Source organism: Stenotrophomonas rhizophila, assembly GCF_007667275.1.
Classification (GTDB): domain Bacteria; phylum Pseudomonadota; class Gammaproteobacteria; order Xanthomonadales; family Xanthomonadaceae; genus Stenotrophomonas; species Stenotrophomonas maltophilia_AE.
This window is the reverse complement of record NZ_VDQT01000001.1, coordinates 880,738-898,007: the sequence shown is the minus strand read 5'-3', so window position 1 is coordinate 898,007 and position 17,270 is coordinate 880,738. Positions and strand designations below refer to the sequence as shown.

Annotated in this window: 16 protein-coding genes; 8 read left to right on the top strand and 8 right to left on the bottom strand. The window is 67.0% G+C overall.

All coding sequences use genetic code 11. From position 1 onward, the window contains the following. Positions 1–95 precede the first annotated feature (95 nt). Positions 96–1,391 (top strand): MFS transporter, encoded by a 1,296-nt coding sequence (locus FSZ13_RS03885; protein ID WP_145478085.1) that lies wholly within the window; start codon positions 96–98, stop codon positions 1,389–1,391. Here the strand turns inward: FSZ13_RS03885 and FSZ13_RS03880 are convergent. Both FSZ13_RS03880 and FSZ13_RS03875 read right to left on the bottom strand, forming a co-directional pair. After that, the gene (locus FSZ13_RS03880; RefSeq protein ID WP_145478084.1) at positions 1,372–1,833 is read right to left on the bottom strand and encodes a bacteriohemerythrin; all 462 of its coding nucleotides are present in this window, start codon (positions 1,831–1,833) and stop codon (positions 1,372–1,374) included. The two genes, FSZ13_RS03885 and FSZ13_RS03880, sit on opposite strands and share 20 nt — an antisense overlap. Positions 1,834–1,902: 69 nt before the next feature. After that, positions 1,903–3,243: a GGDEF domain-containing response regulator gene (locus FSZ13_RS03875; protein ID WP_145478083.1), complete on the bottom strand. Its 1,341-nt coding sequence runs from the start codon at positions 3,241–3,243 to the stop codon at positions 1,903–1,905. Between the two features lie 249 nt (positions 3,244–3,492). Here FSZ13_RS03875 and FSZ13_RS03870 point away from each other — a divergent pair, with 249 nt between their 5' ends. After that, positions 3,493–4,110, top strand: a complete 618-nt coding sequence (locus FSZ13_RS03870) for a DUF6338 family protein (RefSeq protein ID WP_145478082.1) — start codon at positions 3,493–3,495, stop codon at positions 4,108–4,110. Between the two features lie 148 nt (positions 4,111–4,258). Here FSZ13_RS03870 and FSZ13_RS03865 read toward each other — a convergent pair whose 3' ends face one another. Continuing rightward, on the bottom strand, positions 4,259–5,560 hold the full coding sequence (locus FSZ13_RS03865) for an NAD(P)/FAD-dependent oxidoreductase (protein ID WP_145478081.1): 1,302 nt from the start codon (positions 5,558–5,560) through the stop codon (positions 4,259–4,261). 95 nt (positions 5,561–5,655) lie between these two features. On the opposite strand from FSZ13_RS03865, the gene FSZ13_RS03860 reads away from it, so the two are divergent. The 6 genes from FSZ13_RS03860 to FSZ13_RS03835 all read left to right on the top strand — a co-directional run bounded on the left by FSZ13_RS03860 (position 5,656) and on the right by FSZ13_RS03835 (position 12,764). Further along, positions 5,656–7,104: a glutamine synthetase family protein gene (locus FSZ13_RS03860; RefSeq protein ID WP_260844076.1), complete on the top strand. Its 1,449-nt coding sequence runs from the start codon at positions 5,656–5,658 to the stop codon at positions 7,102–7,104. 134 nt (positions 7,105–7,238) lie between these two features. Next, a complete protein-coding gene (locus FSZ13_RS03855) occupies positions 7,239–8,342 on the top strand; it encodes a polyamine ABC transporter substrate-binding protein (protein ID WP_145478080.1) in 1,104 nt (367 codons plus the stop codon). A gap of 22 nt (positions 8,343–8,364) precedes the next feature. Further along, positions 8,365–9,498 (top strand): ABC transporter ATP-binding protein, encoded by a 1,134-nt coding sequence (locus tag FSZ13_RS03850; RefSeq protein WP_145478079.1) that lies wholly within the window; start codon positions 8,365–8,367, stop codon positions 9,496–9,498. Continuing rightward, positions 9,495–10,406, top strand: a complete 912-nt coding sequence (locus FSZ13_RS03845) for an ABC transporter permease subunit (protein ID WP_145478078.1) — start codon at positions 9,495–9,497, stop codon at positions 10,404–10,406. The genes FSZ13_RS03850 and FSZ13_RS03845 overlap by 4 nt, the downstream gene beginning before the upstream one ends. Further along, positions 10,403–11,248, top strand: coding sequence for an ABC transporter permease subunit (locus FSZ13_RS03840; RefSeq protein WP_145478077.1), 846 nt, complete (start codon positions 10,403–10,405; stop codon positions 11,246–11,248). The genes FSZ13_RS03845 and FSZ13_RS03840 overlap by 4 nt, the downstream gene beginning before the upstream one ends. Before the next feature lie 151 nt (positions 11,249–11,399). After that, entirely contained in the window at positions 11,400–12,764 is a 1,365-nt protein-coding gene (locus tag FSZ13_RS03835) for an NAD-dependent succinate-semialdehyde dehydrogenase (RefSeq protein ID WP_145478076.1), read from the top strand. Positions 12,765–12,833: 69 nt separating this feature from the next. On the opposite strand, the gene FSZ13_RS03830 is transcribed toward FSZ13_RS03835, so the two are convergent. The 5 genes from FSZ13_RS03830 to ybeY form a co-directional block, all read right to left on the bottom strand. Further along, positions 12,834–13,829, bottom strand: coding sequence for a magnesium and cobalt transport protein CorA (locus FSZ13_RS03830; protein ID WP_145478075.1), 996 nt, complete (start codon positions 13,827–13,829; stop codon positions 12,834–12,836). A 15-nt stretch (positions 13,830–13,844) separates the two neighbouring features. Next, positions 13,845–15,095 (bottom strand): DUF4105 domain-containing protein, encoded by a 1,251-nt coding sequence (locus FSZ13_RS03825; RefSeq protein WP_145478074.1) that lies wholly within the window; start codon positions 15,093–15,095, stop codon positions 13,845–13,847. A gap of 8 nt (positions 15,096–15,103) precedes the next feature. Then, positions 15,104–15,985 carry an HlyC/CorC family transporter gene (locus FSZ13_RS03820; RefSeq protein ID WP_145478073.1) on the bottom strand — a complete coding sequence of 294 codons (882 nt, stop codon included), beginning with the start codon at positions 15,983–15,985 and terminating at the stop codon, positions 15,104–15,106. A 64-nt stretch (positions 15,986–16,049) separates the two neighbouring features. Next, positions 16,050–16,682, bottom strand: coding sequence for a hypothetical protein (locus tag FSZ13_RS03815; protein ID WP_260844075.1), 633 nt, complete (start codon positions 16,680–16,682; stop codon positions 16,050–16,052). 29 nt (positions 16,683–16,711) lie between these two features. Next, on the bottom strand, positions 16,712–17,197 hold the full coding sequence (gene ybeY / locus FSZ13_RS03810) for an rRNA maturation RNase YbeY (protein ID WP_145478072.1): 486 nt from the start codon (positions 17,195–17,197) through the stop codon (positions 16,712–16,714). Positions 17,198–17,270 lie beyond the last annotated feature (73 nt).

Sequence of the window (17,270 nt, the reverse complement as noted above, 5' to 3'; positions counted from 1 at the left end):
CCGCCGGTCGCGCATCCGTTGCTGCTGCAACCATACCGCCGGGCAGCGCCGCCCCCATGGCAGAATCGGTCAGCTGTTCTTCCCGCACGTGAACGATGTCGACTCCCGCCGCTGTCCCTGCCGTCAATTCGCCCCGCCGTGTGCTGCTGGCCAGCCTGATCGGGACCACCATCGAGTTCTTCGACTTCTACATCTACGCCACGGCGGCGGTGCTGGTGTTTCCGCACCTGTTCTTTCCCGACAGCAGCGAGGGCGCCGCGCTGCTGCAGTCGCTGGCGACCTTCGCCGTGGCCTTCATCGCGCGGCCGGTGGGCTCGGCGGTGTTCGGCCACTATGGCGACCGGATCGGGCGCAAGGCCACCCTGGTCGCGGCACTGCTGACCATGGGCATCTCCACCGTGGCGATCGGGCTGCTGCCCACGCATGCCAGCATCGGCCTGCTGGCCCCGGCGCTGCTGGCGTTGTGCAGGTTCGGCCAGGGCCTGGGGCTGGGCGGCGAATGGGGTGGGGCGGTGCTGCTGGCCACCGAGAACGCACCGCCGGGCAAGCGCGCGTGGTACGGCATGTTCCCGCAGCTCGGCGCGCCGCTGGGCTTCCTGCTGTCGGCCGGTATCTTCCTGCTGCTCGGCCGCGCCATGAGCGATGCGGACTTCCTGCAGTGGGGCTGGCGCATGCCGTTCCTGGCCAGTTCGCTGCTGGTGGCGGTGGGCCTGTGGGTGCGCCTGAACATCCATGAGACCCCGCAGTTCAAGGCCGCGCTGGAGCGCAACGAGCGCGTGCGCCTGCCGATGTGGACGGTGCTGCGGCATCATCCGCGCACGCTGCTGCTGGGTACGCTGGGCGCGTTCGCCACCTTCGTGCTGTTCTACCTGATGACGGTGTTCACCCTGGGCCATGGCACCACCGTGCTGGGCTACAGCCGCGAACAGTTTCTGCTGCTGCAGATGGTCGGCATCCTGTTCTTCGCCGCCGGCATCCCGCTATCGGCCCGCTACGGCGACCGCTGGGGCACCCGGCGCACGATGATCGTGGCCAGCGGCCTGATCCTCGGCTTCGGCGTGCTGTTCGCACCGTTGTTCCAGGCCGGCCACCCGTGGCTGGTGGTCGGGTTCCTGGCGTTGGGGCTGTTCCTGATGGGGCTGACCTACGGTCCCTGCGGCACCTTCCTGGCCGAGATCTACCCGGTGCAGGTGCGCTACACCGGCGCCTCGCTGTCGTTCAACCTGGCCGGCATCCTCGGCGCCGCGCCGGCACCCTATGTGGCGACGTGGCTCGCCGGGCGCTTCGGTCTGGTCGCGGTCGGCTACTACCTGTGCCTGACCGCGGTAGTGACCATCCTGGCGCTGCTGGCCATGGGCCGCCCGCAGCGGGTCAGCGGAAGATCCGCTTGAGCGTGCGCCCCAGCCAGCTGCCCTGCTGGTGGTCGCGGGCGAACTGGTTCAGGTGCTGCTTGACCGACCCGGCATAGGCCTTGTCGTCGCCGCGGATGTGGTTGAACAGCCAGCGCGAGAGCATCGTGCGCAGCTCGTCGGTGACGTCCTCGCCGGCCTGGAAGCGCAGCCGGTACTCGGCCACGCGCTTGCCGAAGATCTCGTGCACGCGTTTGTGCGCGGCGCAGAACGGATAGCCGGCTTCCTCCATCAGTTCTTCCTCGAAGGCGAAGTGTGACATGGTGTAGTCCACCAGCTCGTCGATCACCTCGGCCACGGCCACCTTGTGCAGGCTGGTCTGCGCCACGTGCAGGTGGTTGAGCATCTCCACGATCCGCATGTGCTGGTGGTCGATCACCTCGATGCCGATGTTCAGGTCGTCCTGCCAGAGCAGAAGTGCCATGCTGCGTTCCCTGTGCTGTTCGCTGGGAACGACTCTAGGCAGGACAGGGCGACCCTGCGTTGATCTCGATCAAGGCACCAGCGCGGGTTCGCGCGCGGCGGTGGCCACGCCCGTGCTGCATACCCGGTTGCGCCCGGCAGCCTTGGCCAGGTACAGCTGGCGGTCGGCCTCGGAGATCAGCCCGTGCAGGGAATCGCCCTGCGCGCGCAGGCAGCACAGGCCGATGCTGACCGTCATGCGCAGGGTGGTGTGGCCCAGTTCGACCTGCAGCGCGGCCACTCGCTGGCGCAGGATTTCGAAGTAGCCAACCGCCTCGTCTTCTTCCAGCCCCGGTACCAGCAGGCAGAACTCCTCGCCACCGAAGCGGGCGATCAGGTCCTGTTCGCGCGCGTGGTCGGCCACGGCGGCGGCTACCGCGCGCAGGGCGTCATCGCCGGCTTCATGGCCGTGGGTGTCGTTGATGTGCTTGAAGTGGTCGATGTCGATCATCGCCACGGCGACCTGTTCGCCGTTCAGCTGCAGCTGCGGCAGCTGGCGCTGGCTCTGTTCGAGGAAGCAGCGGCGGTTCGGCAGGCCGGTCAGGAAATCGCGGGTGGCCAGGTCCTGCAGGGTGCCGATCAGCTCGAGCTGGTCAACGTTCTGCGACACCCGGCAGAAGAACTCCTCGCGCGAAAACGGCTTGCGCAGGAAGTCGTTGGCACCGTTCTTGAGGAAGCGCGGGATCAGCGACGGGTCGGTGTTGCCGGAGATCCCGATCACCGCCACCTTGTCGCGCGAACGCAGGGTGCGCAGCCGGCGGGTGAATTCCACCCCTTCCATGCCCGGCATTTCCTGGTCGACCACGGCCAGCCGGATCGCCGGATGCGCCTCGATCGCCTTCAGGCCTTCGGCGCCGTCGGCGGCCTCGTACACCTCATGGCCGTACATGCGCAGCAGCGAGGCGGCATACAGGCGTGCGGACATCGAATCGTCCACCACCAGCGCGGCGATACGCCGGTTTCGCTCCAGGCGCTGCACCAGCCATACCAGGTAGTCGATGCTGCCCGGGGTGTTCTTCAGTACGTAATCGATGATCTGCTGCTGCAGCACCCGCTTGCGCAGGTCCTCGTCGTACACGCCGCTGACCACGACCGTGCGCAGTCCGCGCGACAGGAAGTACTCCACCACGTTGTCGCGGTCGCCATCGGCCAGCACCAGCCCGGTCAGCACCAGGAACCAGCCCTTTTCCTCATCCAGCAGCCGCCCGGCCTCGGCCAGCGAGGTCGCCACCGACACCGGCAACTCCAGCCGCTGCTCGATGGCTTCCTTGAGCATCGTGGTGAACGTGCGCGAGTTCTCCACCAGCAGGATCCGCTGGGGGAGGTCATCACCGGGGTCGCTGTCGAAAGCGCCCTGAAACAGTACCGGCATGGTGCGTACGCTCGATATCCGAGAGGGTCGGAAACCATATCGGCGTCTTCACGCGCGACTTTAGGGTCAATCTTCGGATCTGTGAGGCGGGTGCTGCTGGGTGGGGTGGAGACCGACTGATGTGGCACGTGGCCTGCTTGAGGACCAGTAGGAACAATCAATCACAGGGAGGACAGAATGGGAGCCGGCGCACGCTCGGCTCGATGCCCAGTGACTACGATCGAGGGGTCAAGGCAGAACGATCAGACGATGGGTACCACATTCTCCGAGGTGACGCCGTTCCTGCAGTTCCTGCTGCCGGGGTTCCTTGCTGCCTGGATGTTCTACGGACTGACCTCCCATCCCAAACCGGGCCAGTTCGAGAGGACCATTGAGGCGTTGGTCTTCACGATCGTCGTGCAAGGTCTCACCGAGTTGATCCGGATGCTGCTGGAGGCGGTGGGACGACCACTGGCGATCGCAGCGTGGACGACTACCAGTCACCTTCTATGGTCGGTGATCGTTGCGATACTGTTGGGATCGGTCGTAGCGGCCGCAGTCAACAAGGACGTATTCCACACTTGGCTGCGAAAGAAGGGATTAACGTCACGCAGTGCGCATCCCAGCGAATGGTTCTGCGTTCTGGCCTCCCATTCTTCCGACGTCATTCTTCATCTGAAGGACGGCAGGCGGCTCACGGGCTGGCCCAAGGAATGGCCTGTGGATCCATGCCTGGGGCAGTTCTATCTTCAGGACCCTGCGTGGGTCCTCGAGGATGGGCCACCGCTCGTCCTTGATGCCCTCGATGGCATAATCATTCGTGCAGACGATGTTCGATGGGTCGAACTGTTACCCGCTAGAGGAGGGGACGATGGCATTTCTTCGTAAAGGGTCAAATCCGCCCCTCCCGGCTGGCCGGCGCCCCGACCCTGCCAATCCGGATGCGCCACCGCGCATCAAACGGCCTCAGCTTCCACCCAATCCGCCACCGGCCCCCAAGCGACCGTAGTGCCACGCCCTGCGTGGCAACTTCCATTCATCCCAGCACATCGCGCAGCTTGTACCAGGACATCGCCGCCACCAGCAGCGGCGTGCGCAGCAGCCGTCCGCCGGGGAACGGCCGGTGCGGAATGCGCTCAAACACATCGAGACGTTCGTTCTGCCCGGCAATGGCCTCGGCGATCACCGCCCCTGCCAGGCCGGTCGCTGCCACGCCGTGGCCGGAGAAACCCTGGGCGAAATACACCGTGGGCGTCAGCCGGCCCCAGTGCGGGGCCCGGTTGCGGGTGATGTCCACATAGCCGCCCCAGACCTGTTCCATGCCGACGTCGGCCAGCTGCGGGAACACCTGGTGCATGCGCCGGGTCATCACCCCGCGCAGGTTCGGCGGCGGCAGCGCCGAATAGCTGGCGCGGCCGCCGAACAGCAGCCGGTGGTCGGCGCTGAGCTTGAAGTAGTCCAGCGCCCAGCTGACATCGGCCACCGCCATGTCGTTGCGGATCAGGTCGCGGGCGCGCGCTGCGCCGAGTGGCGCGCTGGCGCCGATATAGGTGCCCACCGGCATGATCCGGCGTTCCAGTTCCGGCGCGATGCCCTGCAGCCAGGCATTGCCGGCGATCACCACCTGATTGGCGCTGACCGTGCCGCTGGCGGTGCGCAGCTGCGGGCGCGGGCCGCGCGCCAGCGCCAGCACCGGACTGGCTTCGTGGATCACCACGCCCAGGCTTTCCGCGGCGCGCGCCAGCCCCTGTGCATAGGCCAAGGGGTGCAGATGGCCGCTGGCGGCGTCGAACATCGCACCGCGGTAGCGCGGGCTGTCCAGCTGCTGGCGCAGGGTGCTGCGGTCCCACCACCGCAGGGGATAGTCATAACGCTCGGCCAGCGTCAGCAGGCCGCGCCGCAGCCCACGCTCCTGGCGTGCGCTGATCGGCACGCTGGCGTGGCCCTCGCGCCAGTCGCAGGCGATCGCGTACCGCTGCAGGCGCTGCCGCAGCAGCGCCATGCCTTCGCGCGAGTAGTCGAACAGCAGGCGGGCGTCGGCGTTGCCCACCAGCCGCTCCAGGGTATCCACCTCGCAGCCGTAGCCGACGATGGCCTGGCCACCGTTGCGGCCCGACGCGCCCCAGCCGACCCGCTGGGCCTCCAGTACCGTGACCCGGTAACCGCGTTCGGCCAGCGACAGCGCGGTGGACAGGCCGGTGTAACCGGCCCCCAGCACGCACACGTCGGTGGCCTGCTCGCCGCGCAGGGGAGGGCGCAACGGCTGGGCCGGCACGCTGTCGGCATACCAGCTGGGTGCGTGCGGCTGGCCGGCCGTGCTCGTCGCGGACTCGCTCATGCGCACAGCATGCCAGCAACCGGCGTGGACGGCAGGTGGCCGGGCGGTGAGGACGGCGGTTGCGCCCGTGCGGCGCGCAGGGGTAACGTGCCCGCATGGCCACCCGATCGCGTCCGCGCAAAGCTGCTTCTCCGTCGCGCAAGGCGGCCGCCCCGTCGCGCAAGGCGCCGTCACGCAAGGCGGCCGCGCCGGTCGCGGAGGAAAGCGCACTGCTGCGCTGGCTCAAGGAGCGCCGCATCACCGAGGTGGAATGCCTGGTGCCGGACATCACCGGCAATGCGCGCGGCAAGATCATCCCCGCCGACAAGTTCTCGCACGACTATGGCACCCGCCTGCCGGAAGGCATCTTCGCCACCACCGTTACCGGCGAGTTCCCCGACGACTACTACGAGCTGACCTCGCCGTCGGATTCGGACATGATCCTGCGCCCGGACCCGGATACCGTGCGCATGGTGCCGTGGGCGACCGACCCCACCGCGCAGGTCATCCACGACTGCTACACCAAGCACGGCGAACCGCACGACCTGGCCCCGCGCAACGTGCTGCGCCGGGTACTGGATGCGTACGCCGAACTGGGCCTGCGCCCGGTGGTGGCACCGGAGCTGGAGTTCTTCCTGGTGCAGAAGAACACCGACCCGGATTTCCCGCTGCTGCCGCCGGCCGGTCGCTCCGGTCGCCCGGAAACGGCGCGGCAGTCGTACTCGATCGACGCGGTCAACGAGTTCGATCCGATCCTCGACCTGATGTACGACTACTGCGACGCCATGAAGCTGGACGTGGACACCCTGATCCACGAATCCGGCGCGGCCCAGCTGGAAGTCAACTTCACCCACGCCAATGCGATGGACCTGGCCGACCAGGTATTCCTGTTCAAGCGCACCATGCGCGAATCGGCCATGCGCCACGGGGTGTACGCCACCTTCCTGGCCAAGCCGATGGAAACCGAGCCGGGCAGTGCCATGCATATCCACCAGAGCCTGGTGCGGATCAGCGACGGCCACAACGTGTTCAGTGGCGACAGTGGCGGCGAGGAGTTCAGTCCGCTGTTCGGCCATTATCTGGCGGGCCTGCAGAAGTACGTGCCGGCGGCGATGGCGTTCTTCGCGCCGAACGTGAATTCTTACCGGCGGCTGGTCTTCGGTGAGGTCTCGCCGAGCAATGTCCACTGGGGTTTCGACAACCGCACCTGTGGCCTGCGCGTGCCGATGGACACCCCGGAGAACATGCGGGTGGAAAGCCGCTTCGCCGGCTCCGACGCCAACCCCTACCTGGCCATTGCCGCCACCCTGGCCGCCGGCCTGCTGGGCATCCGCGAGCAGGGCTCGCCGACCGCGCCGGTCAGCGGCAGCGCCAAGGAGCTCGGTTACGACCTGCCACGCTCGCTGGGCGAGGCGCTGGACGGGCTGGAGGGGTGCCCGGCGCTGCGCGAGATGCTCGGCGAGCGTTTCTGCCGGGCCTATGTGTCGGTCAAGCGCAAGGAATACGAGACCTTCTTCCGGGTCATCAGCTCCTGGGAACGGGAATTCCTGCTGCTGAACGTCTGACCCCGGCCAGCCGCCCGATCAGGCATGGCCGTGAGGGCGGTGTGCTGGGAAAATGGCCAGCTGCCCGGTAGGCTGGCACCCGTCAGGCCGGTCTGCCCGGTTCCCCCACCCCGCACTGACCCGTGGAGCGTCCAATGAAGCTGCGAATCCTCACCCTCGGCGTTGCCGTCTCCCTGCTCAGCGCTTGCGGCGGTGGAAAACAGGACGACAGCAAGGTGCTGAACGTCTACAACTACAGCGATTACATCGCCGAAGACACCATTCCGAATTTCGAGAAGGCCACCGGCACCAAGGTGACCTACGACGTGTTCGACAGCGACGAGATGGTGGAAACCAAGCTGCTGGCCGGTGGCAGTGGTTATGACGTGGTGGTACCGACGCTGAATTTCTTCGGCCGCCAGATCCAGGCGGGCGTGTTCCTGCCGCTGGACAAGAGCAGGATCCCGAACCTGGCCAACCTCGATCCGGAGATGATGAAGCGCATCGCGCAGCAGGATCCGGACAACAAGTACGGCGTGCCGTACATGATCGGCACCACCGGCATCGGCTACAACGTGGAGATGCTCAAGGAGCGTTTCGGCGGCAGTAGCGAGATCGCCAACAGCTGGGACCTCATCTTCAAGCCGGAAAACATCGCGAAGATGAAGGATTGCGGGATCACGATCCTGGATACCCCGGCCGACATGATCCCGATCGCGCTGCACTACCTGGGCGAAGACCCGCACAGCCATGATCCGGCGGTGATCCAGAAGGCCGCCGACCTGCTCAAGGGCATCCGCCCGTATGTGCAGAACTTCCACTCCTCGCAGTATGTCGGCTCGCTGGCCAACGGCGGCACCTGCCTGGTGGTGGGCTGGTCGGGCGACATCATCCAGGCCCGCGACCGCGCCGCCGAAGCGGCCAACGGCGTGACCGTGGCCTATTCGATCCCGAAGGAAGGCGCGCCGCAGTGGTTCGACATGCTGGCCATTCCCAAGGATGCCAAGCACCCGGAAGCGGCCTATGCCTTCATCAACTACCTGCTCGACCCGAAGGTGGCGGCGGCCAACACCAACTTCATCCACTACGCCAACCCGGTGAGCGCGGCCACGCCGCTGGTGGACGAAGCGATCCGCAACGACCCGACCATCTACCCGCCGGCCGAGGTGGCCGCGAAGATGTTCACCTACTCGATCAACCCGCCGGAGGTGGACAAGCTGTACACCCGCCTGTGGACCGAGATCAAGACCGGGCGCTGAGCCCCTCCCGGAGCCGTTGCCCATGCCATTTGAAGCCAAGCCGGAAGGCGAGGTCGTCCCGGCCCTGGAGCCGGGCTATCTGTCCGTGCGCGCGCTGCGCAAGGAATTCGACGGCTTCGTCGCCCTGGATGACGTCAGCCTGGACGTGCGCAAGGGCGAGATCTTCGCCCTGCTGGGCGGGTCGGGCAGCGGCAAGTCGACCCTGCTGCGCTGCCTGGGTGGTTTCGAGACGCCCACCGCCGGCAGCATCGACCTGGACGGCCAGCGCATCAACGCGCTGCCGCCGTACCAGCGGCCGATCAACATGATGTTCCAGTCCTATGCGCTGTTCCCGCACATGAGCGTGGAGCAGAACATCGCCTTCGGCCTGAAGCAGGACGGGCTGACCCGCGATGCCATCCGTCGGCGGGTGGGGGAGATGCTGGAACTGGTGCAGCTGCAGGCGCTGGCCAAGCGCAGGCCGCACCAGCTGTCCGGCGGCCAGCAGCAGCGCGTGGCGCTGGCGCGGTCGCTGGCCAAGGGGCCCAAGCTGCTGTTGCTGGACGAGCCGATGGGCGCGCTGGACAAGAAACTGCGCTCGCAGATGCAGATCGAACTGGTCAACATCATCGAAACGTCCGGCGTGACCTGCGTGATGGTCACCCACGACCAGGAAGAGGCTATGACCATGGCCACCCGCATCGCGGTGATGGATGCCGGCTGGATCCAGCAGGTCGGCAAGCCCGACGAGATCTACGAGCAGCCGGCCAACCGGTTCGTGGCCGGGTTCATCGGTTCGGTCAACCTGTTCGAAGGCGTGATCGACGAAGACCTGCCCGAGTACGTCACCGTGCGCACGCCGCTGTTCCCGGCGCCGATCTACGTCGCCCACGGCATCACCGGCTACGAAGGACAGGAAGTGGCGTTCGCGCTGCGCCCGGAGAAGGTGATGATCGGCAAGGAAGAACCGGCCGGCGACACCAACAAGGCGCAGGGGGTGATCGAGGAGATCGCCTATTTTGGCAGCCATTCGGTCTACCACGTGCGCCTGCCCGGCGGGGCCAAGGTGCTCAGCAACTTCGCCAACTCGCAGCGCTGGGCCAGCGACGGCCTGACCTGGGGCGACAGCGTGTGGGTGCACTGGCGCGACAACGACGGCGTGGTGCTCACCTCATGAGCGCCACCGGCTGGAAGCGCTGGCTTCCCGGGACGCGCAGCGGCGTGATCGCCGCGCCGTACCTGTGGCTGCTGCTGTTCTTCGCGGTGCCGTTCGTGATCATCCTGATGATCTCGTTCGCGCGCACCCAGGTCGGCTCGCCGCCGTACACCTGGCTGCTGGAATACGTGGACGGTGCGTTTTCGCTCAAGCTGAGCCTGGGCAACTACGCGGCGCTGGTCAGGGACAGCCAGTATGTGCTGGCCTACCTGAGTTCGATCAAGATCGCGGTGATCGCCACGCTGTTCACCCTGTTGATCGGCTATCCGATGGCGTACGTGATCTCGCGGATGTCGCCGGCGGCGCGCAACGTGGCGATGATGCTGGTGGTGCTGCCGTCCTGGACCTCGTTCCTGATCCGCGTGTATGCCTGGATCGGCATCCTCGACCGCAACGGCCTGCTCAACCAGGTCCTGCTCAAGATCGGGTTGATCGATGCGCCGCTGCAGATCCTGTACACGCCGACCGCCGCGTACATCGGCATCGTCTACTGCTACCTGCCGTTCATGGTGCTGCCGCTGTACGCCAACCTGGTGAAACTGGACCACCGCCTGCTGGAAGCCGCCTACGACCTCGGTGCCAAACCCTGGCAGGCGTTCCTGAAGATCACCCTGCCGCTGTCGCGCACCGGCATCATTGCCGGCTGCATGCTGGTGATGATTCCGGCCGTGGGCGAATTCGTGATCCCGGAAATGCTGGGCGGACCCGACACGCTGATGATCGGTCGGGTGCTGTGGGGCGAGTTCTTCAACAACCGCGACTGGCCCACCGCCTCGGCCGTGGCGATCGTCATGCTGGCCCTGCTGCTGGTACCGATCCTGCTGTTCAACCGGGTGCAGCAGCGTGCGCTGGAAGGGAAGCTGGCATGAGCATGGTCCGCCGCAACCGGTGGCTGGGCTGGTCGGTGCTGGGGCTGGGCTTTGCTTTCCTGTACCTGCCGATCCTGCTGTTGATGATCTACTCGTTCAACGCATCCAAACTGGCCACGGTGTGGTCGGGTTTCTCCACGCGCTGGTACGGCGAGCTGTTCAACAACCGGCAGATCCTCGACGCGCTGTGGGTCAGCCTGAAAGTGGCGTTCTGGACCGCCAGCGCGGCCACGGTGCTGGGCACCATGGCAGCCATGGTGATGACCCGTTTCAAGCGCTTCCCCGGCAAGACCGTGTTCGGTGCACTGATCACCGCACCGCTGGTGATGCCGGAAGTGATCCTGGGCTTCTCGCTGATGACCCTGCTGGTGGCGATGGGCGGCATTCCCGGTTTCCCCAGCCGCGGCGTGGGCAGCATCTGGATCGCGCACGTGACCTTCACCCTGTCCTTCGTGACCGTGATCGTGTCCTCGCGCCTGCAGGAACTGGACCGTTCGCTGGAGGAAGCCGCGATGGACCTGGGCGCGAGCCGGCTGAAGGTGTTCTTCCAGATCACCCTGCCGATCATCGCCCCGGCGCTGGTGGCCGGCTGGCTGCTGGCCTTCACCCTGTCGCTGGACGATGTGGTGATCGCCAGCTTCGTCGCCGGACCGAACTCGACCACCCTGCCGATGAAAGTGTTCGCGTCGGTGCGCATGGGGATCAAGCCGGAGATCAATGCGCTGGCCACGTTGATGGTGCTGGCAGTATCGATCGCGGCGGTGATTGGCTGGTTCATCACCGCGCGAAGCGAGAAGCGGCGCCAGCGCGACATGCAGATGGCATTGCAGGAAAAGGGCTGACGGCTGCCGGGCAGTGCCCGGCGCTACGGCGCCGGGGCGGGTCGCTGCCGAAACGCAATGTCGCACCCGTGCTGCCCTGTCGGCCAGACCCGGCAACATCCGGCTCACGAAGGCAGGCGCAGAATGGTCGCCTGTCTTCTGGAGATGCGCGATGACCGTCGAGATCGTCAACCCCGCCACGGGCGTGGTCACTTACCGTCACGAACTGCTCACGAACGAGGCCATCGAGCAGCGCCTTGCCGCGGCCGCCGGGGCGTTCCCGAAATGGGCGGGGCAGTCGCTGCAGGCTCGCGGCGTGGTCCTGCGTGGCATCGCGGCTCAGCTGCGCGCGCGCAGGGACGAGATCCAGCGCGCGATGACCAGCGAGATGGGCAAGCTCAAGGGCGAGGCGCTGGCCGAGGTGGAGAAGTGCGCGCTGGCGTGCGAGTACTACGCCGACCACGCTGCCGACTACCTCAAGCCGCAGTTGATCGATACCGAAGCCCAGCGCAGCTATGTGCGCTACGAGCCGATCGGCTGCGTGTTCGCGGTGATGCCGTGGAATTTCCCGATCTGGCAGGTGTTCCGCTTCCTCGCCCCGGCCTTCATGGCCGGCAACGTGGCGCTGCTCAAGCACGCCAGCAACGTGCCGCAGTGCGCCGACCTGATCCTGGCCGCGTGCCGCGACGGTGGCCTGCCCGAAGGCGTGTTCGACGTGCTGCACATCGACAACGACCAGGCCGCCGAGGTGCTGCGCGACAGGCGGGTCAAGGCCGTGACCCTGACCGGCAGCGAGCGGGCAGGGCGCTCGATCGCGGCCAACGCCGGCGACCAGCTGAAGAAATGCGTCATGGAGCTGGGCGGCAGCGATGCGTTCGTGGTGCTGGACGATGCCGATCTTGAGAAGACCGTCGCCGCTGCGGTGAAGTCGCGCTTCGACAACAGCGGGCAGACCTGCATTGCGGCCAAGCGCTTCATCGTGGTCGATGCGATCGCCGATGCGTTCGTGGAGAAGTTCGTGGCCGCCGCCGCTGACCGCGTGTATGGCGACCCGCAGGACGAGAAGACCACGCTGGCGCCGATGGCGCGGGCGGATCTGCGCGACGAGCTGCACAAGCAGGTACAGGCCAGCGTGGCCAAGGGTGCGACGGTGCTGCTGGGAGGCGAGCCGGTAGCCGGCACCCATGCCGGCTATCCGGCGACGATCCTGGACAACGTGGTGCCGGGCATGCCCGCGTACGAGGAAGAGCTGTTCGGGCCGGTGGCCGCCATCCTGCGTGTGCGCGACGACGAGGACGCGCTGCGCGTTGCCAACGACACCACCTTCGGCCTGGGTGGCAGCGTGTGGAGCGCCGATGCGGTGCGCGCCGAAGGCATCGCCAAGCGCCTGGAATGCGGCGCCGCCTTCGTCAACGCCATCGTCAAGAGCGACGTACGGCTGCCATTCGGCGGCAGCAAGCGTTCGGGATTCGGCCGTGAGCTGGCTGACCACGGCATCCATGAGTTCATGAACATCAAGACGGTTTACGTGGCGTGATGCGGGTGACGAACAACGGTCGTCACCTACCGGGTCTCGCGGTAGGTATCGACCGTTGGTCGATACGGTCTACAACCAACGCGCGCGCTTGAACAACCCGTACAACCCTACGCAGATCGCGCCCACCCCGACGATCATCGCCGGGTAGGCCCACGGTTTGTCCAGCTCGGGCATGTGCGCGAAGTTCATGCCGTACCAGCTGGTGATCAGGGTGGGGGCGGCCAGCAGCGCCGCCCAGGCGCCGAGCCGCTTCACGGTTTCGCCCTGCGCCAGGGTCACCAGCGACAGGTTCACGTTCAGCGCCGTCCCCAGCATTTCACGCAGGGTGTCGATCACATCGCTGATCCGCACCGCATGGTCATGCACGTCGCGGATGTACAGCTTCACTTCGTCGGGAATCAGCTCGCCGGGGTAGCGGCGCAGCTGCGCCAGCACGTCCTGCAGCGGCGCTACCGCCATGCGCATCTTGTTCAGTTCGCGCTTGAGCTCATACAGCCGCACCACCGTGCTGCGCTGGTAGCTGTCGGCGAAGATGTCCTTTTCCAGCGAATCCAGGGTGTCGCGGAAATCGGTGGTGATCGGCAGGTAGTTGTCGACCACGAAGTCCAGCACGCCATACAGGCAATACGACGCGCCCATGGTCAGCAGCTGCGGCTCGCGCTCGACCCGTGCGCGTACCGGCGCGTAGGAGAGCGATGCGCCGTGGCGCACCGTGACCAGGAAGCGTGGGCCGAGGAAGGCATGGGTCTCGCCGTACTCGATGCGGTCCTGCACCCGCTGCGCGGTGGTCACCACCACGAACAGGGTATTGCCGTAGGCCTCGACCTTGGGCCGCTGGTGCGCGTTGCGCGCATCGTCGATCGCCAGGTCGTGCAGGTTGAACTCTTCCTGCAGCTTCAGCAGCACCGCATCGGCGGGATCGTACAGGCCCACCCAGACGAAGCCATTGTTGCTGGCGATCACATCGCTGATCGCATCCAGCGCGATGTCGTGGCGCTTGCCCTGGTCGTCGTAGTGCACGCAGTTGATGACGCAGGCGGGATTGTCGGTGCTCGTGCTTTCCATGGGCGATATCCTGCGTCAGTGGCCCGTGACAGCCGGGTCACGACGGCCCAGTACCCAGGCCAGCGCTACGTGCAACGGCAGCATCAGCACGATCCACTGCAGGTTGATCTGCGGCTGCAGGGTCAGCCAGTGCAGCACCAGGCCCAGCCCGGACAACGCCGCCACCGACCACGCCAGGACCCGGAACCAGGTGCGCGGGGTGCGCCCGCGCAGCAGGGTGATCGCGCCCGGCAGCAACAGCAGGCACAACGGCGACAGCTGCAGCAGGTTGCGGTTGGCCCAGGCCGCGTGGTGCGCACTGAAGCCCCACAGGAAGGTCAGCAGCGCGCCGGCGATCCCGCAGAACAGCCACACCGGCAGCGCCAGTCCGCCCAGCAGGCGACGCCGGCGGCGCAGCGCGAATACGCCGGCGGCCATCAACAGCCCGCACAGCAGCCAGGGCCACCACTGCCGCGCGGACTCGGCCGGCTCCGGCGCGATCCGGTGCGGAAGCAGTTCCTGCTCGGCCTGCACTAGCGGTCGGCCCTCGCTGTTGCGCACCTCGCGCAGTGCCGCGGCCAGGCGCATCGGCACGAAGGCTTCCTGCCAGCGCGACAGCGGCTGGTCGGCGAACGGGCCCAGGCCGATGTCGAAGCCCAGCCACATCCAGGGCGCAGGCGAGGCCAGACGCACCGATTCGCTGCGGTAGGTGTTGCCGCGCGAGCGCCCGGACAGCTGCGAATGCAGCCCGCCGCCCAACGCACCATCGATCGCGTCGCGCACCATCGTGGCGCAGTTGGCGGTGTAGTAATCGTAGCGGTAGCGGGCGTTTTCCGGCCGGGCGCGCTCGGCCAGCGAGGCGGCCAGCGTGCGGGCCTGGTCGGGCGTGAGGTCCAGCCACTGCAGGTGCGCGCCACGGCCGCTGTCGCGGTAGTAGGAAAGGTCCTGTTCCAGCGGCAGGGCGACCAGGTAGTACATCATGTCGCCGCGGATGAAGCGGCTGATGAAGTCGGGTTCGCTCGGGTCGAAGTAGCCGAAGTTGTACGAGGTGGCCGCACCGGTTTCCGGATCGACCACCACGATGGCGTCATGCCCGAAGCGCTCGAAGAAGATCTCGCCGGGTTGCATGGTGACGATGCCGATGCGCGGCGGCGGCGTTTCCGCCGCCGGCGCCGCAACCGGCGCGGGCGCGGGCTCGGGGGCGGCCAGGGCGGCCGCCGGCAGGCTGGCCAGGACCAGCAGGAACAACAGGCGGCACAACGGCCACCGCATCAGCAGGGGCCGCATGGCGTGGGTCAATCCTCGATGGAGGTGTCGGGCGGCAGCACGGTGACGTGGAACGCCTGCACGCGCCGCGCGTCGGCACGGGCGACCCGGAACACGAAGCGGTCCAGGGTCAGTTCGTCGCCGGTTTCGGGCAGGTGGCCGATTGCCTCGGTGACCAGCCCACCGATGGTGTCGTAGTCATCGTCGGGGAACGCGGCGCCGAAACGCTCGTTGAAATCCCCGATCGGCGTCAACGCATCGACCACGTACTGGCCGTCGGCCTGGATCGCGATCTGCGCGGTGTGGTCTTCGGCCTCGTCATGCTCGTCGTCGATCTCGCCGACGATCTGTTCCAGCACGTCCTCGATGGTGACCAGCCCGGCGACACCGCCGTACTCGTCGACCACGATCGCCATGTGGTTGCGCGACAGGCGGAATTCCTTGAGCAGCACGTTGAGCTTCTTGGCCTCGGGAATCAGCACCGCCGGGCGCAGCAGCTCACGCACGTTGGCCGGACCGTTGTCGGCGACCACGCCGCGCAGCAGGTCCTTGGCCAGCAGCACGCCGAGGATGTCGTCCTTGTTGTCGCCGTGCACCGGGAAGCGCGAATGGCCGGATTCGACCACCTGCTTCATCAGCTCCAGGAACGGCGCCTCCACCGGCAGCGACACCATCTGCGAACGCGAAATCATCACGTCGCCAACGGTCAGCTCGGCGACCGAAATCGCACCTTCCATCATCCGCAGCGTGTCCGCGGCGATCAGGCCGTCGTCATGCGCGGTGTGCAGGACCGCCACCAGCTCGTCGCGGGTGTGGGGTTCGCCGGAGAAGGCAGAGGTCAGGCGTTCGAGCCAGCTGCGCTTCTTTTCATTTTGCTCCGCAACGGAGCCACTACTGTCGTCTTCAGACATCTCTGCAAAAAAGGCACCCGGCGAGCCGGGCGTTGGATCCAGTCTATCAGGATGCGGGCCGCTGTCAGCGGTGCTCCGGTAGGGTGTTCACGGACGGGGGCAGGGTACCGGCCGGGGCGTCGCCGGGCGGCGGCGCCTGCTCGTCCTCGGCGGGCAGGTCCAGGCTGTAGGTGCAGCCGGCCAGGGTCTTGCCGGGGTGGGTCTTGACCGTGGACAGGCTCAGGATGATCGATTCGATCATCGGTTCGCCAGTGCGCGGGTCGGTCACGTCGCGGCTGACCACTTCACGGCCGGCCATGAACTTCTCCGGGGTGTCGACCCCGTCCTCCAGTGCCAGCGCCTTGGCCATCGGCCGCGGGTCGGCCACGTCCAGGATCGCCATGATGCTGGCCCCGGATACCGCCACGTACTCGGTGGATTGGCCGAACACGGTCAACGGCGCAGCCAGGCGGAACTCGCTCATGAACGGGTTGGTCGGCGGCAGTGGCTGCATGCCGTTGGCCACGGCCTTCAGCGGGTCGGCCACCACCGGCGCCACCGCGTCATGGTCGGCCACGCGCTGGCGGCATTCGATCAGGGCCGCCAGGTCCAGCCGTGGGGCGGTGTCGCCCGCCGTGGGCGGCGCGGCCGGGGCGGCGTGGACCGGGGCGGACGCCAGGGCCAGCAGGCCCAGGCAGGCAGTGCGCAGGAGGTTCATGCGAAGGAGTCCGTCAGGAAAAGGGCGGCTCAGCGCTCGCCGGCATACGGGTCGGCGATGCCCAGGTCGGCCAGGATCTCGCGCTCCAGCTGTTCCATCGCTTCGGCTTCCTTGTCGTCCTCATGGTCCCAGCCCAGCAGGTGCAGCGCGCCGTGCACGGTCAGGTGCGCATAGTGCGCATTGAGCGCCTTGCCCTGTTCTTCCGCCTCGCTGGCCACCACCGGCGCGCAGATCACCAGGTCACCCAGCAGCGGGAATTTCACCCCCTTGGGCAGGCCTTCCGGCAGCTCGGCCGGGAAGCTCAGCACGTTGGTGGCGTAGTCCTTGCCCCGGTAATGGCGGTTCAGCGACTGGCCTTCCTTCGCGTCGACCAGCCGGATCGCCAGGTCGGCCTCGCGGATGCGGCCCTTCAAGGCGGCGGCCACCCACTTGCGGAAACTCACTGCCGACGGCAACCCGGCCCGGGGCAGGGCATAGCTGACGGCAACATCGAGGCGGACGGGGCCCTTGGTCATGGCAATACCGGTGTTTCGCTACAGGAGGGACGCATTATCGCGCGCCCCGCTGCGACACGCCACGCGTGTCCCG